The organism is Hymenobacter sp. BT730 (assembly GCF_030542105.1).
In the GTDB taxonomy this organism is placed as follows: Bacteria; Bacteroidota; Bacteroidia; order Cytophagales; family Hymenobacteraceae; genus Hymenobacter.
Map to the genome: position 1 here is coordinate 340121 of NZ_JAUOFB010000003.1, position 24652 is coordinate 364772.

Sequence of the window (24652 nt, forward strand, 5' to 3'; positions counted from 1 at the left end):
TGAGAGAATGGGAATTACTTGACAAACGAAAGCACGAAAGCCCGGGTTCAGGCCCGGGCTTTCGAAACAGAGGTTAGTTGGAGCTAAGCGCGTCAGGATCAGATAGCGCACCCAGATCAGATTCGGCCGCCGAATCGGCAGTGCCAGCCTCCACGGGCGTTGCTTCCTCCGCCAGCGCCTCCTCCACTTTATCTTCAGCTTCTACTTTAGCTACTGAAGAAATGGCATCTCCTTCTGAGATTTTCAGCAGACGTACGCCCTGCGTAGCCCGACCAATAGTACGCAGATCAGCTACCCGCAGACGAATAGTGATGCCGGACCGGTTGATAATCATCAGATCATCGGAATCGTTTACGGCCTTAATGGCCACCAACGCACCCGTCTTATCCGTGATTTTCATAGCCCGAACACCTTTACCACCGCGGTTGGTGATGCGGTACTCTTCCAGCTCGCTGCGTTTGCCGTAGCCCTTTTCGGATACTACGAGCAGCTCCTGCGTGGGGTCAGATACACATACCATGCCTACTACCCGGTCTTCGGGGCCTACCAAGGTTATACCGCGCACACCAGCCGCGTTACGGCCCATAGAGCGCACTTTGCCTTCATGGAAGCGAACAGCGCGGCCCGAATTCAGGGCTACGATGATTTCGCTATTGCCCGTCGTGAGCTGTACGTCCAGCAGTCGGTCACCTTCGTTGATGGAAATGGCGTTGATACCGGCGGTGCGAGGACGCGAGTAAGCTTCCAGCGGGGTTTTCTTCACGGTGCCCTGCTCCGTGCAGAACATCAGGAAGGTGTTTTCGAGATAATCCGGGTCACGCAGACCGCGCACGTTCAATACCGAGCGGATGGAGTCTTCGCGCGGAATCTCAATCAGGTTCTGAATTGGACGGCCTTTGGTGTTCTTCCCTCCTTCTGGCACTTCGTATACTTTCAGCCAGAATACGCGGCCCAGTTCGGTGAAGAACAGGAGGTATTCGTGGGTGGTAGCGACGAACAGGTGCTCGGTGAAGTCATCGTTCTTGGAGGCAGCACCACGGGCGCCAACCCCTCCCCGACCTTGTGCCCGGTATTCGTCCAGCGCCGTGCGCTTGATATAACCTTCCCGAGAGATGGTAATCACCATGCTCTCATCGGCAATCATATCTTCCATCGAGAAGTCGCCACCGGCGTACTCAATGTTGGTGCGGCGGGCATCCCCGTAACGCTCCCGGATATCAATGAGCTCGTCTTTAATGATCTGCCGCTGCATCTCATCCGACGCCAGAACGGCATTCAGGTGGTCAATCAGACGCATCAACTCATCGTATTCCTTCACAATCTTGTCGCGCTCCAGGCCGGTGAGGCGCTGCAGACGCATATCCAAGATAGCGCGGGCCTGCACTTCGCTCAGCTTAAAGCGCTCAATGAGCTCGGTGCGGGCTACCTCGGGGTCACGCGAACCACGAATCAGGGCAATTACCTCGTCCAGGTGGTCAAGCGCAATCAGCAGACCTTCCAGGATGTGGGCGCGCTTCTGGGCTTCGGCCAACTCGTAGCGTGTGCGCCGAATAACTACCTCGGCGCGGTGCTCTACGAAATATACAATCAAATCCTTCAGGTTGAGCGTGAGCGGCCGGCCTTTCACCAGCGCCACGTTATTTACCCCAAAAGAAGACTGCAGCTGCGTGTACTTATATAGGTTGTTGAGAACCACGTTGGGCATGGCGTCCCGCTTCAGCTCATACACAATGCGCATACCGTCGCGGTCAGACTCGTCGCGCAGGTCGGAAATGCCTTCGATTTTCTTTTCGTTGATGAGCGCCGCCGTTTTCTCAATCATGGAAGCCTTATTCACCATATAGGGAATTTCGGTTATCACGATTTGCTCACGGCCAGACGGCTGCACTTCTACGCTGGCTTTGGCCCGCACTACCACGCGGCCACGGCCGGTTTCGAATGCCTGCCTTACGCCTTCATAGCCATAAATGGTACCACCCGTGGGGAAGTCGGGAGCCACAATGTGCTCCATCAACTCGGCAATGGTAATTTCGGTATTATCCAGGTAGGCAATGATGCCACTTACTACCTCGGTGAGGTTGTGGGGCGCCATGTTGGTAGCCATACCCACGGCAATACCGGAAGTACCGTTTACCAGCAGGTTAGGGAACTTGGCTGGAAACACCGAAGGCTCCTCCAGGGAGTCGTCAAAGTTGGGCTGGAAGTCAACTGTTTCTTTGTCCAGGTCGCTCAGCAGCTCATCGGCCAAACGCTTTAGGCGGGCTTCGGTATAACGCATGGCCGCCGGCGAGTCGCCGTCCACGGAGCCAAAGTTACCCTGGCCGTCTACCAGCGGGTAGCGCAGGCTCCAGTCCTGGGCCATCCGTACCATGGTATCGTACACGGAGGAGTCGCCATGCGGGTGGTACTTACCCAATACCTCGCCCACGATACGGGCGCTTTTTTTGTAGGATTTGTTGTAGGAGACACCCAGCTCGCTCATGCCGTAGAGCACGCGCCGATGCACAGGTTTCAGGCCGTCGCGCACATCGGGTAGAGCCCGGGAGATGATAACCGACATCGAGTAGTCGATGTAGGCGCCGCGCATTTCATCTTCAATGTTAATTGGGATGATTTTCTCGCCTTCTGCTTCTGCCATAAGAGGTCGGAAAAGCCAACCAAGCTAAACGGTTGGTGGCTAATTGGTGGTTACAGTATTAAGCCTGCAAGATACAAAAAAACGGCCTTATTGCCTAGCCCTGCTAGGTTTTCGACTTGCTTTTATCCGCTTTATTCTTTCCCTTTTGCTGCTGGTGCACCTTTATTTTTTCACCAATAGCAGGGTTCTGTTTTTTCCAAAGCGGCTGGCCGCGGTAACGGGCTCCATTATGGTAATGCACCTTACGGGTATGGCACGATAACATGGGGCACGTGCGGCAGGAACTTACTCCCAGTAACACAAAGAGTGGAAGGAGAAGCCGAAGTGCAACGGTACGTGTGGTCATTGGTCAAATGTACGATTCTATTCGGAAGCCTGTATAGGGGCTGTACCGACATCGGCACTATCCCACTCGCGCAGGAATTGGGCCAGAAACTGTTCCATAAAGGCATGGCGCTCTTCCGCCACCGCCCGGGCGGCCGGCGTGTGTAGCCGCTCGCGCAGGTGCAGCAGCTTCTCGTAGAAATGGTTGATGGTGGGTCCGGTATTCTTTTTGTAGCTCTCGAATGAGTAGTGCTCCACCGGCGGCACGGCAGGGTCGTGCAAGGGGCGCCCTTTATGGCCGCCGTAAGCAAAAGCCCGCGCTACTCCAATGGCGCCAATGGCATCCAGGCGGTCCGCATCCTGCACCAATTCCCCTTCCAGCGTGCTCATGGGTGTGGGCACACCTAAGCCTTTAAAGCTGATTTCCCGGATAATGGCTTCTACGTGCTGGATTGTAGCTTCCTCAACCTTCAGGCCAGTGAGCCACTGACGGGCTGCGCGTGGACCCGCCTCTTCATCACCGCCGTGAAATTTCCAGTCGGCTACATCGTGCAGCAGCGCGCCCAGTTCTACAGCTTCCACCTGAGCGGTAGGCGTATTCTGTGCCAGGGTTCGGGCCGTTTGCCATACCCGGCGGATATGCTCCCAGTCGTGGCCGGAGCCTTCATTCAGGAATTTATCCCGCACGAAGTCGGCCGTGCGGGCAATTATATCGGAGTTATTCACTGACAGAGAAATTTAAACAACAGGAGACAAGCCGTAAGCTTTGCGGATGAGAAGCTACAAATCAACGAATCTGTCGGGAGAAGCTTGCCTCCCTCCTACTAAAAGCCCGTTTTTCTTCTGCTTGTGATACATCAGTCTTCAGTCGGCCCTCGTCTTTTCTCAGTCAATGATGGGGTGGCGCTGAAACTCGCGGGTACTGTCAAACAGAAAGCGAAGCGTTTCATGCGTGCGCCACGGCCGGGCACCCACCAACTCAGCCACATTCATCATTTTAGGATTGAAGTCCCCAATCCAGTTCATGATGGTTTGGGTATAGGGTATTTCGCCGGGCTTTTGCACAACCAGGGAAGTGGCATACACCAGGGCAGCCTCCACACCTTTGCGCTGATGTTCCGGCACCACGCCAAAAACTACCCCAAACATGGTTTTAATGGTACCGCGCAGCTGGTAGTACTTAAACTTCATCTTTTCCCACCAACCCAGTTTACCATTTAAATGCCGGACGATTTCATTTATCTCGGGTAGGTTGATGTAGAAAGCCACGGGCTCCTGGTCATAATAGCCGAACCAAATGATTTTCTCATCCAGGATATCCAGCATACTACGCATCATTTTCTGCGCTACTTCCGGGCTCAGTGGCTTCACACCCTCATGCTTCACCCAGGCTTTATTATAGATGGAGCGAAAATCTTCGGCATAGCGCTTCCAGTCCTTTTTCCGCATATACTGAAAGTGGTACCGCGGATCATGGTAGATGCGCTCAGCCCGGGCCAGCACGGCCGGCTGGAGTTTTGCCTGTACGGTGCGGTAATATGAAAGCTGGCGATAAAACGTCTGGAAGCCATATTTCCGGAATAGCTCCTCATAATAGGGCGGATTGTATGTGGCGCGATAGATAGGCGCGCCGAAGTTCTCCGTCAGCAACCCCCACCACTGGTCCCGGTCGCCGAAGTTGATGGGGCCGTCCATGGATGTGAGGCCCCGCGCAGTCAGCCAGTCCCGACAGGCATCGAACAAGGTATTCGCAGCCTGCTGATCATTCACACACTCAAAGAACCCCATAGCGCCGGTGCCCAAGAAGGCGTCCCGCTTCTGGCTGGTACCACTACCTGTTGAGAAAGCAGTTTCGCGGTTGTAAAAAGCGGCTACGCGGCCGATAGTTGTCCCCGCCGCATCCAGCAGTAACCAGCGAATGGCTTCTCCTTTCTGAAACATTTTATTCCGGGCTGGATCAAATACGGCTTCTACGTCATGATTCCAGGGGCGGATATAGGCAGCATCGTTCGGGTATATCTTGCGGGGCGGAAATTCCAGAAATTCACAGGCTTGTGCCGCTGTAGCCACTTCTATTAACTGCATATCATAGTTTATATCTGACTCAGGAAGCTACGAAGTAATATTATTTGTCACGGAAATTTCCATTCAATATTTGGCCATTTGCAGCGAATGGCGTAGGTTTGTCCCACAATTAAGGCCTCCTTAGCTCAGCTGGTAGAGCAACTGACTTGTAATCAGTAGGTCGCTGGTTCGATCCCGGCAGGAGGCTCCAATACAAAAAAACCGTTTACAGCCTGTAAACGGTTTTTTTGTCTGTAAACGGTTTAGTTAACCATTTACCAAGCGAGCGACGCCTTTACTTGGTGCTTTGCATAGCATTTAGGGAGTATTTCCATACCGTTAAATTGCGCGTATCCGCAGGCATAGAAGCTGCGGCGGATTCAAATAGACAAGGATACGAGAGAGGTCAACAGGCCCAAAATAGCAGGGTTACTTCGGATATCTTCTTCATCTTTATTCAGGGTAAGCACTAACCATTTACAGAAGTAGATGTAGCAGTCGTGTTGGCTGGGAGCCTTTCGTTTGACCAATACAGGCGGGCATCGCCCCACAGGGTCCGCACTTGGTCCGCGTCACGGGAAAACAACAGATGCACTCCACCTACCCACCCGATGGAGCCTACCCAGCCGGCCAAAACGTCGGAGGGAAAGTGTACGCCCAGGTAGACGCGTGACCACCCCATAAGCAGCATCCAAGCCACCCCGAGCGTTACGGCCAGCCAACGCGCCCGGGTGGACCATAGTAATATGGCTACTGTTAGGGCCAGGGCGGCAGCGGCCATGGCGTGGCCGCTGGGAAAGCTGTAGGAGTCGAGAGCCGCCCCAACCCACAAAACCTGCGGGCGGGAACGGGCCAGCATGAATTTCACAAACAGGTTCAACAAGGCTGCGCCCCCGGTGGAAAGCAGCACAAATAGAGCCGCACGCCGATACCCGGCCAGCAGCAAGCCGGCCATCAGGATGAGTTCAAGCACTGGCATCCATAGGGGCCCGCCCACCTGAGCAAGCCCCAGGGCCAGGGCATCCTGCCCGATGCTGTGGTGGGCGTGCACCTGTTCCAAGATAAGCTGGTCGATGGGAAAGCCTTTGTCTTCCCACAGCTCCTGGGCCACCTTTAGAAAAACAAACCAGGGCACCAGAAAGCCCAGCAGTAACCAAAGCAGCAGTTGGCGGTGCTTGTACCAGATTAGGGCTGTAAAGCCCAACAGGGGGTTTCGCATTATCAGACCGGGATATGCCGACTTCTACGGCAGCAAGCGAAAAAAGGGAGACCTTTCCTCCTCTACCTGGCCCTGCTTCGGGCGGCCACTGGCAGCCGGCAGCTACAGCACCACGACGGCCGTTAAGCCAGCGGCCCGCAGCTGGTAATTAGGCAGTACCATGGCGTGGCGACCCACCATTCTTTGTAGGGGGCGCTGCAGGTGGGGATACAGCCAGTAAGCCGCTTCCGTGGAGAGGATGCCGATGCCGGCTCCGGCCAGCACGTCCGACAGCCAGTGGGCATCCTTGACCATACGCATGCCACCGGTAGTGGCGGCTACGGAATACCCGCCTATGCTGTACCATAGGCTGCGCCCCCCGTACTCCTGGTGCAGAAAGGTGGCGGCGGCAAAGGCCGTACTGGTGTGCTGGCTGGGAAAAGAGTGATAATTGGAGCCATCGGGCCGCTGCACATGCGTAAGCTTTTTCAAATGGCTGGTCACCGCATCGTTGATGGAATATGTTAAAGCGCCCAGCATTAACTGATCAACGGGGGTATGCCGGCCTTTTACCCCGGCCAGGCCCAAGCCAAGCGTGGCCACACCTGGCAGGTAGCGCAGCTGGTTGTCGATAGTGGTGGTGGGGCGGGCCATGTGTTCCCGAATTTCCTCATGTAGCTCCTCATCCGTTTCCAGCACCTGCCTTTCAGCCATCATCAGGGCTCCGGCGCCGAGCAGCAGTGAAGGAACGAACAGCGGGCGCATGCAGCTGCGGTGTACCCGGATGGGCTCATGCTGGCCAAGGTCTATGGCCAGGGAATCTGATGAGGATAGAACCGTAAGGGGAAGAGGAACCGCAAACGGCTGCTGAGCAAAGCCCTGGTAGCTGACGAGCAACACTAATACCGTCCCTGCTGCCCGCAGACCCCACAAGCGCAAAACGAGGAAGCAATTCATGGCGTCTGTTTATGTCAGAAAGCTACCGAATTCTTCTTTGACCACCTACTCCACCGGCTTGCTGATACTACAGGCAGAAACTTCTCAAATGTAGCTTATGGTGCTTACTGAGACTTCCTTCAAAGTCAAGCACCTTCCCTACTGTTAGCAAATCCTCTAACCGAGTGGTATACGCCGGGCTGCGATGCCGGGCTTTCCCTACCAGGGGGCTGGCTGGTTAGCGACGGGACGTACGGCGCCCCCGCCGAACCGGCGGTTGAGGCTGTCAACACTTAGCATGAGCTACTGGCTCCGGCTCCCGGATATGACCTGGACTTCCTCCTTGGCAGAGGCAAACAAGTCGATAGAGCTTTTCCAGTTGGCGGCGGCAGTAGGCCAGCAGGCGGAGCGTATCACTGGTGGGGCCCGAGGCTAGCGGGCCGGGAACTGGCGCTGATAGTGCAGTTTGAGAATCGTATCGACTTTCTCCTTGGTGAGGGGCTTGCTGACCAGGCCGGCAATGGGCAGGGCCTCAATGCGCCCCAAGTCCACGGAGCTCATGGAAGAGGTATGCATGACAATCACCACGGCCTGCTGCTGGGCCGGAGGCAACTGTTGGTACGCTTCGACAAAGGCCAATCCGTCCATGCCGGGCATTTTCACGTCGAGCAGTACCAGCACCGGGCTGGTTGGGTTTGCCTGTTGGCTGAGTTGGTCCAGGGCGGCAAAAGCGGCCACGCCATCGGTGGCGGCCAGGTATTGGTCGGCGACGCCGAGCTGCTGGAGCAGGCGTTCATTGAGGTCATTGGTGAGCGGGTCGTCGTCGACGAGCAGCACACTGGAAAGCTTGCGCATGAAAAGCGGGACTTGGGCGGCAGATGCAGTTGGGGAAACCAAGAAGGTCGTACCCTGCTCGTCGTAAAGATAAGGCAAGGCCAGCTAAGGAAGTTCGATAAAGAAGGTAGAACCTTCCTGCTCGCGACTTTGCAGCCAGATGTGTCCGCCGTGCAGCTCTACAATTTGCCGGGCAATGAACAGGCCCAGCCCGGTGGTGGTTTCGCCCTGCAGGCCGGCCCGGCGGGTGGGGTTGAATTTATCAAAGAGGTTGGCGTGCAGCTTGCCGGGGATGCCAATACCAGTGTCCTGGATGGAGATGCGCGACTTCCCGCCTTCTTCCAGCAGGCCGATGGTAATTTTGCCCCCGGCCGGTGTGAACTTAATGGCATTGCTGAGCAGATTGTCCAGCACCCGACCGAACTTCCCCGGATGTATGGAGGCATACCGAGGCTGGTCGGGCAGGGCCAGGGCCAGGGCCACCCCTTTCTCCTGAGCGGCCAGGCGGTGTACCGTCAGCTGCTGGGCCAGATAAGCATTCAGGTCGGTGGGGTTCTTCTGCAGGCCGTGTTCGTCCAGGTCGCCGACGTAGAGAATATCCTGCAGCAAAGTACTGGCATGGGTACACGCTTTCTGGATCAGGTCCAGGTAGTGCACCATTTCCGGCGGTGGGGGCGCTTCCCCGTTGCGGCTGATGAGTTCCCGCTGGAGCAGGTCGGCCAGTAGCTCAATCTGGGCAATGGGGTTCTTGATGTCGTGGGTGGCCAGTTGCAGAATGGTTTCCTGCGCATCGTACACCCGTTTCAGGGAAGCTTCCAAGCCCTTGCGCTCGGAAACGTCTTCCAGGATAGTGTAGCCCAATTCCCCCCCCTCATCAGGAAATAGCACAGACGTGACCTGGCACCAGAAGCTGGAGCCGTCGGCCCGGATCATACAGGTTTCCAGCGTGAAATGGGGTGTCTTGTGCTTCCACAACTTCTCCTGTAGGTGTTGCCAGTCGGCGCTGTACTGTGGGTGTGAAAACTCCATGATTTTGCGGCCAATCAGCTCCTGGGGGTCCGTAAAGCCAAGCATGGCCACCACGGCCGGGTTGACCTGGCGGATGGTCAGGTCGGGCGTAATGATTTTCTGCCCCAGGGGCGAGTTTTCGAAAACGGTGCGGAAGCGGGCCTGGCTTTGCTCGTAGCGGTCGTGGTGCGCCTGGTGCTGGGTAGCAGTTGCTTGATTTTCCCGGAGCTGGCGGTTTTCCTCCCGCAGGGCCTGGATTTCTGTTGCCGCGGAATGGTCGTGGGCAGAAGGGGATTGGGGGGAAGACATGCGGAAAGGGAATATGGGAGATGCGCAGGCCGGAAGGATGCGACGAATTGGTTAACTATCAAATATATACAATAGCTAAAAAGGAAGTTTTTATTCTACGGGCACTCCTCCCGGTGCCAGGGCAGGTAGCGTAATGATGAAAGTTGAGCCTACTCCCAGCTCGCTCTTCACGGCAATAGTACCGCCGGCGTTTTCGACCATGCGCTTGACCATATAGAGCCCGATGCCCGAGCCCTCGACGTGGTCGTGGAGGCGTTGAAACAAGCCGAAGAGTTGCGCCTGCTGGACCTCATTGAGGCCTAGACCATTGTCCTGCACCTCGAGGACCATTGTCGCGGCTGTCCGATAAGTGCGCAGGTGCACCACGGGCGGGCAACCGGGGCGCTGGTACTTGAGAGCGTTGCTGAGCAGGTTGTAGACAATGCTGCGCAGGTTTTGGGGAGCAAAGGAAATGCTGGGGCAGGTGGTGACGTCGATGGTGAGGCGGGCATCGGTGGCAGCCAGCAAGTGGGCCAGGTCGAGGCGAATGTCGGCGATGAGGGCGGCCAGGTCCACGGTTTCAGCAGGTTGAGCCTGGGCCCGCTGGAGCCGGTACACGTCGGTGAGCTGGGCAATGGTGAGCTGGAAGCGACCTACCGCGCGTTGCATGCGCTCGAGCAGAGGCTGCACATTGTCGGAATGCTTGACGGTGGCGGGAAGTTCCTGGTTCAGCGCCATCAGCAACCCTTCCAGGTTGCTGATGGGGGTCTTCAGGTCGTGGCTGGCGGTGTAGACAAAGGTGTCGAGGTCGGCGTTGGTGCGCGTGAGCTGGATGTTGGCGGCGGTCAGCTCGGCGTTGGCCTGGGCCAGTTGCTGGCGGGCCAGCACTTGCTCGGTCACGTCGGTACCAAACACGGAGATACCCGCCGGCTGGCTTGCTTCCTCGAACCGGTGGTAAGTGAAGTTAAAGTAATGGCGTTTGGGGGGCAGGCCATCGGGCTGGTCGAGGTCGGCAGGCACTTCGACCCCTACTTGCGGCTCGCCGGTGGCGTACACCCGGTCGAGCAGGGCCACGAAGGCCGGCGTGGCGGCGTCGGGTAGCACTTCTGCCAGGGGCCGACCCCGGCGCTGGCGTCCAGGAAACACTCGTTCCTGGGCCGCATTGCAGTACTCAAACCGGTGTTCGGGGCCCCGCAACAGGGTGAGCAGAGCGGGAGTTTGCTCGAACACCTGGTGAAAGGCTTCGCGCTCGTCCAGCTGCCGTTGGGTAGCGGCCAGCGCGTCGGCCTGCAGGGTTTCGTTGAGGCGCCGGGCCAGCACTGCCTCGGTTACATCATAGGCGAAAAGGGACACACCCACAGTGTGGCCCTGCTCCTGGTAGGCGTCGCAGGAAAACGTGAAGTACTGGGTGCGGGCCACCTGCCCCACGGGCGGTACCAGGGCCAGGGGCGTCTCCACACCGAAGTACGAAACGCCGGAGCGGTACACGCCGTCGAGCTGCGCCACGAGGCCTAAGGCCACGGCTTCGGGGTGCCAGTCGGCCACGGACCGGCCGAGGGGCATGGGGTGGTCTGAAAAAAGCTGCTGAAAGGCGGGGTTGCCGTAATCGAGCTGGTGGGTAGGCCCGCGCAGGATGCACACGGCGGCCCGGGTCTGGCTCAGGAAGCGTTCGAGGCTGGCCCGCTGATGGTCCGCCTCGGCCTGGGCTGCCTTAGCAAACCGGGTTGATGCCAGCACCTGGGCTTCCAGGTGCTGGTTGTGCGCATGCAGGTCGGCATTGCTGGTGAGCAATTCCTGGTTGGTAGTCTGCAGGACGCCGTTAACAGCGGACAGCTCAGGGTTCTGCGGCACCTGCTTGGGAGAGTCAGGAGCAACGTTTAGGGGGGTGGGAGTCCCGAGGGAGGAATTTGACATAGCGGCGCAGGATGCGCCAGGGGAAAACAGGAGCCAGGAAAGCAGCGGCGAAGACTGCGGGCGAAAAGGGCCGACGGCCGCCCTGAGGCGGTGGAGGAGCCTCCGGGGGCGGAAGGCAAGCCGGGCGGCCGTCCACGCGGACCCGGCAATAGGGATATACGGAGGTAACCGAACAATGAACGGGGAAGAAGAAAAGCCGGACCGTATGCGGGACCTTGTCCGTATACTAGAAAAGATGCACAGCCCTACCCCAACGGATGCCTCAGGGGCCAGAGCCTAGACAGGGCTATGCACTTCGCGGGTTTTCGAGCGGCATTGTCACCGGGGATTTTGGGCACTACTAAACCTCACCGGGAGCCAATTGGCCTCCAACCGAAACAAACATGGCCATTTCCAGAACAAAAGACCACCGGAAACACCGCCGGGATATTGTGGTGATTGGTGCTTCGGCGGGCGGCGTAACGGCCCTGCTGGATTTGGTAAAGACCCTGCCAGCAGACTTCCCGGCCCCTATTTTCGTGGTGCAACACGTGGGTCCCGACTCGCCCAGCATCCTGCCGCAACTGCTCAGCACTGCGGGGTCGCTGCCGGCAAAGCACCCCGAGAACGGAGAAATCATCGAGGCCGGGGTGATTTATGTGGCAATGCCCGACCACCATTTACTGGTAGAAAACGACCGGGTGCTGGTAACCCGGGGCCCGAAGGAAAACCGCTTCCGGCCCTCTATCGACGCGCTGTTTCGCTCGGCCGCCTACATGTATGGCCCCCGCGTAATTGGCGTGGTGCTCACCGGCTACCTCGACGATGGCACCTCGGGCCTCTGGAGCGTACAGCGCATGGGCGGGCTGGCCGTGGTGCAGGACCCGCATGATGCGCAACAGCCGGCCATGCCGGAAAATGCGCTGCAATTTGTTCAGGCAGACCATATCGTGCCCCTGGCTGAACTCGGGTCGCTGCTGGTGCGCCTGACCCTGGAGCCGGCCCCGGCCAAAACGCGCCTGCCGGCCGCGCAGTTGGACCTGCTTAAAATTGAGTTCACCATTGCAAAGCAAAACAACGCCTTTGAGCTGGGTATCATCGAAAAGGGCGAGCTTACGCCCTTCACCTGCCCTGACTGCCACGGCGCGCTCACCCAGCTCATCGAGGGCAAGCTCATTCGCTACCGCTGCCATACGGGCCACGCCTACACCATCAGCGCGCTACTGAGCGAGGTTACGCAATCAGTAGAAAGCCTGCTCTACCAATCCATGCGTGGGTTGGAAGAAACCAAGCTGCTGTTGCTGAACCTGGGGCAGCACTTTGAGCAGGAAAAACAGCCGGACGTAGCCGCGCAGTTTTTTCGCAAAGCCGACGAAACCGGCCACCAGGCCCGCGTGGTGCACGACTCCATTCTCAAGCAAGAGTTGCTGAGTGGCGACCTGCAGTTCCAGCCAAAAGACCAGAGGTAGCCGGTGCACCTATGGCCAGCCTGCCCGCGGAATAAAAGCGTACCTTACAGGTAGTTTCTACTAATATGCCTGATTCCGAGTCGTTTACCAATCCTGACACCCACCCCAATCCATCGGCAGGTTCCCCAATACGCCCCGAGCCGGAAACGGCGAGCAGCGCCGGTGCCCGCCAGTTGCTGGCCCTGGTACAGGATTCACCATCCTGCGTGGCCAGCCTGGCCGGCCCCGACCACATGGTCACGGTAACCAATCAGCGGTTTCGGGAGCTGTTCGGCAGCCGGCCTCTGGTGGGCCTGCCGCTTAGGGAGGCCTTGCCGGAGCTGGCCAGTCAGCCCTTTTTTAGCTTGCTGGATGAGGTATTTGCCAGCGGCCGCACGTGTTACGGCCTTCAGGAAGTGGCTTACCACGGCCGCGCCAGGCACCGTCCCGTGCATTTCACGTTCATTAGCCAGGCCGTGCGGGACGCCACCGGCACGGTGACGGGGCTGCTGCTGTTTGCCTACGACGTAAGTGCTCACGTGCTGGCTCGCCAGTGGGTGGAGACCCACGAAGAGCATGCCGCCCGGACCCGACACCAGCTGGCGGTAGCCAACGAGAAACTCTCCATTACCAATGAGGAGCTGGACGTGACCAACGAAGAGCTCACCGTGAGCAACCACGAGTTGAGCGTCACCAACCTGGAACTGGCCCTGGCCAATGAGCGGCTGTCGGTCGTCAACGAGCAGCTACGCGCCTCTAATGAGGGAGTCCGCCTACAGGCTGCGGAGCTGCGCCGGGCCGAGGCGGCGGTGCGCCAGCTCAACGACGAGCTGATGCTTACCAACGATGGACTGGTAGAAACCGTGTCCAGCGCCGTGGAGGAAGTTGAGGCGGCCCGGCGTGAGGCGGAGGCTCAGCGCCTGCGTCTGCACCGGCTGGTAGCCGAGGCCCCCGCCCTGATTGCCGTTCTTTCCGGCCCGGAGCACCGCTTTCAGCTGGTTAACGAGGCATTTCAAAACCTGCTCGGGAACCGCCCCCTGATGGGCCAGCCTTTTCGCAAGGCGCTGCCTGAACTGGCGGGCCAGCTGTTTGGGGAGCGGCTTGATGCCGTGTACCACACAGGTGCCACCTACCATGGCACCGATGAACCTGCCGCCCTGGACCGCACCAACACGGGCCAGTTACAGATGGGATATTTCAACTACATCTACCAGGCCACCCACAACGCGGCCGGGCACATCGATGGCATCCTGGTCTTCGCTTACGACGTGACGGCCCAAGTGCTGGCCCGGCAGGTACTGGCCGACAACCGCCAGCAGATGTTGGCCCTGAACCAGCAGCTGGCGGCGGTAAACGAAAAGCTATACGCCGCTAACGCTCAGTTGGGCGACGCCAATGTGCTACTCGGTAATGCCAATGACCAGTTGGGCGACAGCAACCAGCACCTCACGTTCGCCAACAGTGAGCTGGACACCTTCGTCTACACGGCCTCACATGACCTGCAAAACCCTATTACCAACCTGGAAGGGCTGCTGAGGGCCTTGCGCGAAGAGTTGCCGGGCGAATGCCAGGCGGGCCCGGCGGCACGTATTCTGGAGCTGATGCAGGATTCGATGGAGCGGTTCCAGCGTACCTTGGGCCACCTGGCCGCCATTACCCGCCTAGCCCCCGCCCTGGGCGCTCCAACTGTCCCGGTGAGCCTAGCAGAGGTGGTACGGGATGTACTGCTGGACCTGGCGCTGCCCATCACCGCAGCCGGCGCGCAGGTGGATGTGGACGTGGCCGCGTGCCCGGCGGTGGCCTTCCCGGAAAGCAACCTGCGCAGCATTGTCTACAACCTGCTCAGTAACGCCCTCAAGTACCAGCGCCCCGGCCTGCCACCGCGCGTGGGGGTACGCAGCCGAACGGAAAACGGCGGCTGCGTACTGGAGGTTGAAGACAACGGCCTGGGGCTAAGCGCGGCCCAGCAGGCGCAACTCTTCGGCTTGTTTCAGCGCTTGCACGCGCATGTGTATAGTTGCATAGCACTTTCGTGTGCCGAATTAGCCCGGCAGGCTTTGCCTTACTATCCGCGCTGGGGGCTACTGAAAAGCGGAGTGGAATGGTGGAGGTTAGGGATTGGGGCTGGTAGAAATAATAGTCTTGTTGACTTGCTTTTATTATTCAAGAAAGCTAATATTTACTTAATCCCTGATTAATACTCCTTATCAATTACTCGCGCTATTGCCGCGCTTAAGTTCGCCGCTGAGCTAGAAGGCTCCCCACCGTTTTGCCGTTTTCCGGACTTGTAGATGTGTTGTTGATGGCCCTGGTGGTGTAGCCGGGGCGGTGTTAGGCGTACTACTTCCCCCTCTTTTTATGGGACATTTTTTTACCCGCGCCCTGCTACTGGCAGGAGGCATGCTGTGTGTATCTACTTCACAAGCACAGCAAAATCGAATATCACCCCATCAAGGCATCCTGCCCAAAATATCATCCAGTAGTTCTTCTAAGAATAATACTTTTAGCCCCCCCGTTTTGCGTCGACCGGTTCTTATGCAAAGGGACTCAGATTTTGGCGCCAAAGTGCCTACCAAACACGGATATCTTCCTCCTGATGAACCCGCAGCACCAGTCGCCGCACCCCTAACCCTAGCCAGCACTACCGGCCCCGTTTCCCAGGTTTGGGCTTCGCGCTACAATATGCCTGCATACGATCAGGCGGAGGCATCTGCCATTGAAGCCGATAGCGAGGGCAATGTTTTTGTAGCAGGGCGGGCGCATAATAATGAGACCAATAGTTCTGAATTTGTTACGATTAAATACGATGGTGCAACAGGCGACACACTATGGACTTCCATTTACAACGGTTCCGCTTCAGCGCAGTATATCGTCATCGACGGGGCTGGAAACGTGTTTGTAGCAGGTTCTACTTTAAATGGAAGTCTGGTAGTAAAATATAACGGGGCGACCGGAGCGCAGATTTGGTCCACTTTTTATAGGGGTTCTGCAAACATTAGTTTCGGCGCATCGGGAATAGCCATTGATGCGGCAGGCAATGTGTTTATAGCCGGCTATTCCTATAATGGTCACGATTACGACTTTGCGACCCTCAAGTACGATGGGACAAGCGGAGCACAAAGCTGGGCAACCATCTACAACAGTCCGGCTAACAGTGACGAGGGGGCAAATGGGCTAGTGGTGGATGCAGACGGCAATGTATTCGTGACAGGCTTCAGTAACAACGGAACCAATAATGATTTTGCCACCATTAAATATGATGGCGCTACTGGTAGCCAGATCTGGAATACCATTTATAATGGGGACTCGAACAACAACGACAATGCTCATTATCTCGCGGTAGACGCAGTAGGCAACGTGCTGGTTCTGGGTGAGTCTTTTAACACCACCAGTGACTACGCCATCCTTAAGTATGATGGTGCTACTGGTGAACAGATCTGGGCTACCATTGCTGATTCGCCCTCACACGGTAGTGAATTTACAAGAGGCATTACCGTGGACGCAGCGGGCAATGTGTTCATTATTGGCGGCACCATCTACACCTCAAACTTCGATACCTTCAAATATAATGGTGCTACGGGCGAACAGCTGTGGGCCGCCACCTACTATGGCCCGCAACCCAACGCAGATCAACCTTCCGACTTGGTGGTAGATGCTCTTGGCAACGTGTACGTGACGGGCTACTCGGCCAAGGCTTCCGGAAGAGAAGATTATGCAACCGTTAAACATGATGGGCAAACGGGCCAGATCCAGTGGGTAGCCCGCTACGACGACCAAGCCCAATCCCGGAATCGGCCTAAGTGCATTACGCTGGATGCCAACAATAATGTATTTGTTAGCGGTAGGGCAAATGATGAATTCGCCACGATAAAATATGCTCAAGTAGCTCCTCCTCCCGGGCCCACGGTTTGGACCGGCGCTAGCTCCACCATCTGGTATGATGCGGCCAATTGGACAGATGGCACGCCTACTGCCACCCGTGATGCGGTAATACCTGAGGGAACTACGAACTCCCCGGTTATTGGCCCTGGCTCCTACTTTGTGCATGATTTAACGTTGAATAACAGCACCCTTACAATTTCCGGAGGTAGCCTCACCATTAGCGGCTCCTTGACGAATAATGGCGGGACACTCACTCAAAATGGAGAAGGTGAATTAGCCTTTGACAGTGATACGCCCCAGGTACTGGGCGGTAGTGGCGGCACGGTGGAGCTGACGACGCTGACGGTGGGCGAGGCCGGTATTGAGCTCAGTGGTCCTGTAGAGGTGCAGCAGGTTTTGACCCTGCAGGGCGACCTGATTTCGAATGGGTTCCTGGTGCTGCGCGGGGATGAAAACGGCACGGCCATGGTGATTCCCTCCGGCGACGGGGTGATTATCGGGGACGTGACGGTGCAGGTGTACGTGGGCGGCACCAGCAGCAGTACGCTGAGTGCGGCCAAGGCTTCTGCCCTGCTCGTCAGCAATGCCGTGGCCAGCACGGACCGATACCTGCAGGTGGGCTCCCCGGTAGTGGGCGCGACCATAGCTGACTTAGCGACGCCGGAGTATACGCCGGTGATAAACCCGGCCTTTAACTCTCTGAAATCTCCTACAGCCAAGCTGAACCCAGTACCTACCGTGTTCCGGTATGCGGAGTCTCTGGCCACGAGCGGCTTCTGGCGGGGGTGGCAGTCGCCTACGGCCCTGTCGAATTCGCTTACGATAGGCAGTGGTTATAATCTACGCATCAGCAACGCCACTAAGTTTGAGTTGACGGGTACCCTGAACACGGGTACCATCAGTAGCCCAGCGCTTACCCGCATGCGGGCCGAGGGGGGCTGGCAATTGCTGAGTAACCCCTACCCTTCGCTGCTGGACTGGCGCGTGATTGTGAGTAGCCTGCCGGCCAACTCCAGCCTGGGTCGGGCGCTGTACGTGTACGATAACGCCACCGGGGCCTTCCGGTACTACGTCAATGGCATCGGCAATCCGCTGGTAGATGTGATGCAGGGCTTCTGGGTGCGGGTAGTGGGCCCGGTGGGCGGGGCGGCTACCACCTTTAACTTCACCGACGCCGCCCGGCGGGCGGACTTCCCGCGCGCGGCCGATTACGTGCCGGCCCCCAATTCCGATACGCGGCCGGTGGTGCAGTTGACGGTACGCACCAACGCGGGTGCTACGGACCAAACCGTGGTGTACTTTGACAGCCAGGCCACCACCACGGCCGAGGCGAAAGCCGATGCCTGGAAAATTCCCACGGAGGCTATTTCGCCCCTGCTGGCCAGTAATTCTCGTCCCATCTTCGGCTCGTGGGCGGGGACGGAGCTGCTGGCGGTGAATGGGCTCCCCGCGCTGGGCACGAAAAAGGTATCGGTGCCCCTGAGCCTGGAAATACCCCAGGCCATGGCCTGCACCATTAGTGCTTCGCTAAGCCGTATCCCCACCAACATGGATGTGTTACTGGTGGACCAGGTCAGCTCCAAGACTATCAATCTAGGACAAGTGCCAGCGCCCAGCTATTCCTTCCAGAGCACGACCAACAACATGAAACAGCGCTTCACCCTGCAGCTGGCCCCGAAGAAGCAAAGCCTGGCGGTTACTTCCACCACGGCGGAGACGCTGCGTATTTACCCGCAACCCGCCCGGGAGGAAATGGACGTGCTGCTGCCGGAAGCGTACGCCGAAGGGGAAATGGTACGCGTGCAGTTGGTGAACATCTTTGGCCGGGTGGTGCTGGACCGGCGGATGCCGGCCGCTCAGGCAGGGACGCCCGTGCGCATACCTGTTCGGGGGCAACGGAGTGGGGTGTATACGCTGCGGATATCGAGTGCTCAGTCAGTGCAGTCCCAACGCGTGGAGGTGGAGTAGTTACCAAATGCCCTCGTTCCATCCCTAAAGTAGTGTTGAAACGAGAGCATTACTTACTCCAATATGCCTTTCTTCATGACCACGTGGACGCCCGTACCGGGGCCGGAATAGATTTGATTGTTACTGCCTTAAATAATTAGAGAGGAGCCCTGGCAGGAGGCTCAACAATTAAAACCCGGAAAACCGCATATCTGGCAACAGAAGCTGGTTTCCGGGTTTATGCGTTTAGGCAAAAGCCCTTATCCGCGCTATGCAAATCCGGGTTATAAGTAGGTAAATGAACTACTAGCCTCCCTGTCGGCGCGGGTGTTGGAAGCGCACCGTAAACAACGGCAGCAGGATTGACGCCGACACCTGCTACACTGAAGGAAGCACTAAGCTCCGCGCCTGCACCGGTAGCTGTACGTCTCGGTGATAAAAGCTGTGAAGCCCGTTGCTTCGGATACGGCGACAATTAAGTGGGCCAACAACAGCAACGTAAAGCTGACTCATTCGGCCCCATTTCTAATACTCCTGGAAAGGCAGGCCCGAAAAAGTTTCTAAGTAAACCATCCATCTGGGACCTTCTGCGTAAGGTAGCACGGTTTGTGGTTTTAATCCGGTTTTAATCTAACCCAGAACTTTTTGCCATGCGTTTCCTCTCATTTTGCCTGTTACTGCTACTTTCCGTCGTAAGTGCACAGGCACAGACTCCGGCGCAGAACGTCACCTGGAATACGGACCTCACTCAGGCCCTACAACAGGCGAAAGCCACCAACAAGCCTGTCCTGGCCGTGTTTTCGGGTTCCGACTGGTGCAAGCCCTGTATTATGCTCAAGCAGGAAGTGTTCGACCAGCCCGAGTTTCAACGCTATGCCCAGGAGAACCTGATACTTGCTCGATTCGACTTTCCGCGCGGCAAGAAGAATAAACTGTCGGCTGATCAGACCAAACGCAACGAGCAGGCCGCCGCCCAGCTTAACAAGGAGGGCTCGTTCCCATTGGTGATTCTGCTTTCGCCACAGGGCAAAGTGCTAGCCAAAACTGGCTACCGCCCTGGCGGTGTGGAGGCCTACGACGCCTACCTGTCTCAACTGCTGGCCAAACACTAATACCGGCATGTTCAGCACCTTCCTTGTTAAGTTGGGCGGCGGTCTATTACTCGGACTAATGCTGAGTGGCAGCGGGGTGCAGGCCCAAACGTCCGCCGTCCGGGTCCGCAATTTCACGCGCTCAGCCCACCTGATGGGTTCCCACTTTACCTTCACGGCAGTTTCAAACGACGACTCGCTGGCCTGGCGGGCTATCAGAGCGGGTATCCGGGAAGCCCAGCGCATTGACAGGCTATGCTCCTACTGGGACTCTACGTCGCAAATCACCCGGATAAACCGACTGGCCGGTATTAAGCCAGTGGTGGTGGACCAGGAAGTCTACGACCTGATTCAGCGCACCCTAAAGCTCTCAGAGCTTAGCGGCGGGGCTTTCGATATCACCTTCGCGGGCGGCGAAAAGATATACAAGTTCGACCGGCAGGAGCACGCATCCCTACCCCCGCCCGAAGTCGTGAAGGCCTCGGTAGCCCGCATTGACTACCGCAAAGTGCTGATGGATCCGGCCACGCATTCGGTCATGCTGAAAGACAAAGGCATGCGCCTGAATCTGGCCGGTATCCTGCAGGGCTACGGCGTGCGTCAGGCTCAGGCCCTGATGAAGCAAATGGGTGTAACGGGCGGCCTCATCAATGGCTCCGGTGATGTCTCATGCTGGGGCCGGCAGGCCGATGGCTCGCTCTGGCGTATTGCCATTGGGGACCCGGCATTTCCGAAGTCCGTGTCTTCATGGGTCACAGTAACGGATGTGGCTGTGGTGACGGCGGGCAACTACGAGCAGTATTTCACGGTGAATGGCACGTACTACGGGCACATTATTGACCCTCACACTGGCTACCCGGCTACGGGCCTGCGCTCGGTCACTATCATCTGTCCGGATGTGGAGCTGGCGGATGGACTGGATGAGGTAGTGTTCGTGAAAGGGCCGGAGCAGGGCCTGGCCTTTATCAATCAATTGCAAGGCGTGAACTGTACACTTATCACCAACGACGGCCGCACGCTCACCTCGCGCGGCATGGCCATCAACTATTACTCCACCCAGCCACCCCAGGCCGCCGCGGCTTCTAAACCATGAGCACTATTCCTAGATATATCCGGCGGGTTCGGCTCCTGGTAGTACTACTGCTCCTTACGGCCGGCAGCGGGCTGACCAGTTGTGTGTCGGTGGCTGCCTACCAGAAGGTATACCTGAACGACGAAGACATGAAGCTGGCTAACAAGCGCGTGGAAGTGTACGAAACCAACTTCGAGAGCTACCGCGAAGGCGCGGGTGGGGCCAACGGGGGCAAAGTAGGCGGCGGCTGCGGCTGCAATTAACCAATGACGAACCCGATTCTCCCGATGTCTATACTCCGTTCCATCCCTCGGCTGGCTGGACTACTCCTGGCCTTGGTAGCACTGCCCACACTAGCTTTTGCCCAAGCCACGCCTATTCCTAACCGCGTGGACGGCTACGGGACTCCGGCCGCTACAGCCCCTAGTCCACCTAACCCCAGCAACCACGGCGAAACTGAGGTAAACATTCTTTCCAGCTACTATGCTCAGGATGGCGACCACGGGGCCGTAGAAGGCGGACGGGGCACCCAACAGCTCACCGATTTTACTCCTACCATTATCCTGAATGTGCCGCTGGATTCGGTCACGCGCCTTTCGGCTAACCTGGGCATGGACTATTACGCCTCGGCCTCGACTGACCGGATTGACCAGGTACTGTCTTCCCCCTCATCGTCGGATACCCGCTACCACCTCGACCTGGGGCTCTCGCGCCAGTTGGCTGACAAGCGCACCACCGTGGGGCTGGGCGGCGGCTTTTCCAAGGAGTATGATTACCTCTCGGGAAATATTACGGCTTCCTGGGCCCATGCCTCCGCCGACGGTAACCGGGAACTGAGCGTGGCCGCCCAAGCCTTTTTTGACCGTGCTACAGTTATTTTGCCGGAAGAACTGCGCGTGAACGGCCGACGTGAGGACGGCACCGATACACGACAGAGTTACAACCTGAGTCTGGTTTACTCACAGGTGCTTTCGCAACGTCTGCAGGCAGCAGTGAGCACCGAACTGGTGGCCCAGAACGGGTTGCTGAGCACGCCCTTTCACCGGGTTTACTTTAAGGAAACGGGCGGGGCACTGGGTTCGGCCAAAACCGAGCTGCTACCTCGCCAGCGCTACAAGTACCCGGTGGGCCTCCGCCTAAACTACTACGCCACCGACCTAGTGCAGCTGCGCGGCTATTACCGCTTCTACAACGACAACTTCGGCATCACGGCTCATACTCTGGAGTTGGAGACGCCGGTGAAAGTGACGCCCTTCTTCGTACTCTACCCTTTCTACCGTTACCATACCCAAACGGCAGCCCGGTACTTCGCACCTTACCTGGAGCATAGTATCACCGACACATATTTCACCTCCGACTACGACCTAGCCAGCTTCGCAGCCAACAAATTTGGCCTGGGGTTGCGCTACTCACCGGTGTACGGTATCGGCCGCTTCAAAACTCCATTTGGAGGCCGGGTTGCCAAGTTTAAGGCTCTAGACGTTCGCTACGCCTACTATCGTCAGAGCGTCGGCCTGACCGCCAGCTTGCTCAGTGCTGACCTTTCTTTCACCATGCCCTGAACGAACTCGTTGACTCGGGCCGGCAACTTGGCAGCCAGGTTATTTATCCTGAAATCCGGAGCGAAGCGGTTTCAGATTTACTAGACCACTAATACTAAGGGAGTTTTCATTGTCGAATAAACAAAAAGAGCCTCAGCGGAAGCGGAGGCTCTTTTTTGTTTATTTCAACCTGGCAAGCTAGCTACGCACAATTTTGAGCTGCTTTTTCAGGCCTTCGATGCGCTGTTGAGCTTCATCTATGCGGCCTTGATATTCCTCGCGCAGCTGACCTGCGTTTTTGGAGCGGGCGAAGAACTCAAGGTTCGTCTTCAGCGTGGAAATGTCATTTTCCAGCTCATTGATTTCCCGACGCAGCGCCTGCTCCTTCTTATACAGTTGCTGCTGAGAATCCGGGGAAGACTTAAGGCGGTCAATTTGCAACTGAAATAAAAGGTCGGCGCGCTCCGCATAGGAAAGGGCAGGCACCATATCCAGGTACTTCGCCATCAGCCCCTGGAAGCGTGCATCAGCCCGTTCAGATTCAGCGCGGCCACCGGTTCCGGCAAACGCCTGCCATTCGGATGTAAGCTGGCGGAAGCCCTCCAGAGTGCCAGGCTCATCCACGGTCAGTGTGGCAACGGTATCTGCCACCCGGTCCAGGTAAGCTGCCTGCTCCTTGGTTACCTGCTGAGCATGCTGCTCGCGCTGGCGACTTTCCTCGTGCTTCCGCTCAAAGAAGGCGTCGCAGGCGGTGCGGAAGCGGTTCCACACTTTATCGGACTGTTTTTCAGGTACCCGGCCAATGGTTTTCCAGTCTTTCTGCAGGCGAATAACAATCTCGCGGCCTTCTTCCCAATTGGGGTTTTGCAGCGCCGCTTCCGCTTGTTCGCACAACTCCAGCTTGCGCTTCAGGTTGGCGTTTTTTTCTTCGTCGAGAGCTTTAAAGAACTGATTTTTACGCTGGAAGAAGCCTTTGTAGGACGACCAGAACTGCTTGTTCATCTGCTCGGCCTTGTCGCGCGGCACCAGGCCGGCGGCATCCCACTCCTCCTTCAGCTTCTGCAGCTCATCGGTTTTACTGCGCCACTCGTTTACGCGGTCTGTCTGGAACTCTGCATAGGGCTTAATTTGCTCCAGCAAAGCCATTTTGCGCGTGAGGTTGGCGTTTTCCTGGGCGGAGCGGGCATCCAGAAACTCCTTTTTACGGTCGTGGACTTTCTCCGAAGCCGCCAGGAAGCGGGTCCAGATGGCATCCCGCTGCTCCTGGGGAACCGGGCCAATATGCTTCCACTCCTCATGCAGCTGACGCAGTTCCTGCAGGGCTTTGTTAATGCTGGTATGCTGCTGCAAGGCCTCAGCGCGAACGATAAGGGCCTCTTTCGCTTCCAGATTTCGGCGTCGGTCCAGCTCCTTCATTTCGAAAAAGAGCCCGCGGTTATTATAGAAAATGTCGAGCAGGGCGTGGTAGCTGTTCCACAGGTCCTGTGCGTCTTTCTGCGGCACAGGGCCGGTGGCCTTCCAGTCGTTTTGCAGGGCCTTAATGCGGGCCGAGCTATCCTTGGTTTCTGCTGACTCAACCAACTGGCGCAGCTGGGAGAGCAGATATTGTTTGTGTGAAAGGTTTTTGGCGCGTTGCTCTTCCTCGGCCCGAACATCACGAGCCCGGCTTTCCCGGAACTCCTGCATGGCTCTTACTACCTCCTGATAGCCCTCCGGGCCAGCATAGGAAAAGTCATCCGCCTCATTACCCCCGTCGGTAAAGCGCTGCCGGGCGGCGTTACGGTCGGCGGTGACGGCCGCTTCATACAGCCGGTGCAGGTCGAAGATTTGCTTGCGGTTTTGACGAGCATCGGACCGGCGCAGTAAGGTGAGCAGGTGCGTACCCTGGCCGGCTAAATCCAGCGTGGCAAAGTCTGGGGCGGGGGTTTCGGGCACATATTCCTCTTCCTCCTCTGTAGCCTCTTCGCCGGAGGGCAGCTCCGCTGAGGTTTCAGCAGATGAAATAGAAGGCGGCGAATCCGGCGTACCCAGTGTGGCGTGGGGTGCTGGGGGAGCGGGGCTTATGGCATCCTCGGCAACCGGCGCAACGGTCTGTTTTGTTTCGGTGGCAGGCACCGGCGCAGCAGCTAGTTCTTCCGAAATGAAAGCTTCTTTGTTCTGCGTTCCAGCATGGTCGATAGACCGGGCCTGGGAGGCCGATATGGGCTCATCTTCAGCAGGTGCTGTAGCAGAGGCGTCGGGCTCGGCCGGCGCTTCGGCAGTGCCGGCACCTAGCGGCTCGGTAACGGGCGGCGCAGCGGCTCCCTGGGCAGGCTGCTCCTGAATTTCTTCGGTAGGCGTGGCAGGGGCTGCCGCAGGTTGGCCCTGGGCATTAATCTCAGCCAAGCGGCGCTCCAGAATGCTCATGGGCGAGTCAGAATCGGGAGCGGTGCCGTTGGCAGGATTGGTGGGAGTGGCTTGTTCGTTTTCAGGTACCATAACTTCAGCA

The 24652-nt window shown here is 57.6% G+C and carries 17 protein-coding genes and 1 tRNA gene; 9 read left to right on the forward strand and 9 right to left on the reverse strand.

The annotated features are described in order from the left end of the window. Positions 1-73: 73 nt before the first annotated feature. The 3 genes from gyrA to Q4G72_RS11360 form a co-directional block, all read right to left on the reverse strand. Entirely contained in the window at positions 74-2638 is a 2565-nt protein-coding gene (gene gyrA, locus Q4G72_RS11350; protein ID WP_303311540.1) for a DNA gyrase subunit A, read from the reverse strand. 363 nt (positions 2639-3001) lie between these two features. Continuing rightward, positions 3002-3688 (reverse strand): HD domain-containing protein, encoded by a 687-nt coding sequence (locus tag Q4G72_RS11355; protein WP_303311541.1) that lies wholly within the window; start codon positions 3686-3688, stop codon positions 3002-3004. A gap of 159 nt (positions 3689-3847) precedes the next feature. Further along, positions 3848-5047, reverse strand: a complete 1200-nt coding sequence (locus Q4G72_RS11360) for a hypothetical protein (protein ID WP_303311542.1) — start codon at positions 5045-5047, stop codon at positions 3848-3850. A 114-nt stretch (positions 5048-5161) separates the two neighbouring features. Here Q4G72_RS11360 and Q4G72_RS11365 point away from each other — a divergent pair. Beyond that, positions 5162-5237, forward strand: a tRNA-Thr gene (locus Q4G72_RS11365). A gap of 258 nt (positions 5238-5495) precedes the next feature. On the opposite strand, the gene Q4G72_RS11370 is transcribed toward Q4G72_RS11365, so the two are convergent. Together Q4G72_RS11370 and Q4G72_RS11375 are read right to left on the reverse strand one after the other, a co-directional pair. Continuing rightward, a complete protein-coding gene (locus tag Q4G72_RS11370; protein ID WP_303311543.1) occupies positions 5496-6245 on the reverse strand; it encodes a phosphatase PAP2 family protein in 750 nt (249 codons plus the stop codon). Positions 6246-6347: 102 nt separating this feature from the next. Beyond that, positions 6348-7181, reverse strand: a complete 834-nt coding sequence (locus tag Q4G72_RS11375) for a phosphatase PAP2 family protein (RefSeq protein ID WP_303311544.1) — start codon at positions 7179-7181, stop codon at positions 6348-6350. Positions 7182-7458: 277 nt separating this feature from the next. Here Q4G72_RS11375 and Q4G72_RS11380 point away from each other — a divergent pair, with 277 nt between their 5' ends. Further along, the gene (locus Q4G72_RS11380) at positions 7459-7596 is read left to right on the forward strand and encodes a hypothetical protein (protein WP_303311545.1); all 138 of its coding nucleotides are present in this window, start codon (positions 7459-7461) and stop codon (positions 7594-7596) included. Here the strand turns inward: Q4G72_RS11380 and Q4G72_RS11385 are convergent. The 3 genes from Q4G72_RS11385 to Q4G72_RS11395 form a co-directional block, all read right to left on the reverse strand. Beyond that, positions 7593-8015: a response regulator gene (locus Q4G72_RS11385; protein WP_303311546.1), complete on the reverse strand. Its 423-nt coding sequence runs from the start codon at positions 8013-8015 to the stop codon at positions 7593-7595. The genes Q4G72_RS11380 and Q4G72_RS11385 overlap by 4 nt on opposite strands. An 84-nt stretch (positions 8016-8099) precedes the next feature. Continuing rightward, positions 8100-9311 carry a PAS domain-containing sensor histidine kinase gene (locus tag Q4G72_RS11390; RefSeq protein WP_303311547.1) on the reverse strand — a complete coding sequence of 404 codons (1212 nt, stop codon included), beginning with the start codon at positions 9309-9311 and terminating at the stop codon, positions 8100-8102. Between the two features lie 90 nt (positions 9312-9401). Beyond that, positions 9402-11204 carry a PAS domain-containing sensor histidine kinase gene (locus tag Q4G72_RS11395; RefSeq protein ID WP_303311548.1) on the reverse strand — a complete coding sequence of 601 codons (1803 nt, stop codon included), beginning with the start codon at positions 11202-11204 and terminating at the stop codon, positions 9402-9404. Positions 11205-11587: 383 nt separating this feature from the next. On the opposite strand from Q4G72_RS11395, the gene Q4G72_RS11400 reads away from it, so the two are divergent. The 7 genes from Q4G72_RS11400 (at position 11588) to Q4G72_RS11430 (ending at position 22185) form a co-directional block, all read left to right on the forward strand. Next, positions 11588-12652: a chemotaxis protein CheB gene (locus tag Q4G72_RS11400; protein ID WP_303311549.1), complete on the forward strand. Its 1065-nt coding sequence runs from the start codon at positions 11588-11590 to the stop codon at positions 12650-12652. A 65-nt stretch (positions 12653-12717) separates the two neighbouring features. Beyond that, positions 12718-14829, forward strand: coding sequence for a PAS domain-containing sensor histidine kinase (locus tag Q4G72_RS11405; protein WP_303311550.1), 2112 nt, complete (start codon positions 12718-12720; stop codon positions 14827-14829). A gap of 484 nt (positions 14830-15313) precedes the next feature. Beyond that, positions 15314-18481 (forward strand): DUF8693 domain-containing protein, encoded by a 3168-nt coding sequence (locus Q4G72_RS11410; RefSeq protein ID WP_303311551.1) that lies wholly within the window; start codon positions 15314-15316, stop codon positions 18479-18481. A gap of 629 nt (positions 18482-19110) precedes the next feature. Further along, complete coding sequence (locus tag Q4G72_RS11415) at positions 19111-19572, forward strand: thioredoxin family protein (RefSeq protein WP_303311552.1); 462 nt, start codon at positions 19111-19113, stop codon at positions 19570-19572. 7 nt (positions 19573-19579) lie between these two features. Further along, complete coding sequence (locus Q4G72_RS11420; RefSeq protein ID WP_303311553.1) at positions 19580-20644, forward strand: FAD:protein FMN transferase; 1065 nt, start codon at positions 19580-19582, stop codon at positions 20642-20644. Then, the gene (locus tag Q4G72_RS11425) at positions 20641-20886 is read left to right on the forward strand and encodes a DUF4266 domain-containing protein (RefSeq protein WP_502213676.1); all 246 of its coding nucleotides are present in this window, start codon (positions 20641-20643) and stop codon (positions 20884-20886) included. The genes Q4G72_RS11420 and Q4G72_RS11425 overlap by 4 nt, the downstream gene beginning before the upstream one ends. A gap of 24 nt (positions 20887-20910) precedes the next feature. After that, entirely contained in the window at positions 20911-22185 is a 1275-nt protein-coding gene (locus Q4G72_RS11430; protein ID WP_303311554.1) for a DUF3570 domain-containing protein, read from the forward strand. Between the two features lie 177 nt (positions 22186-22362). Here the strand turns inward: Q4G72_RS11430 and Q4G72_RS11435 are convergent, their stop codons facing one another. After that, a complete protein-coding gene (locus Q4G72_RS11435; protein ID WP_303311555.1) occupies positions 22363-24642 on the reverse strand; it encodes a DUF349 domain-containing protein in 2280 nt (759 codons plus the stop codon). Positions 24643-24652 lie beyond the last annotated feature (10 nt).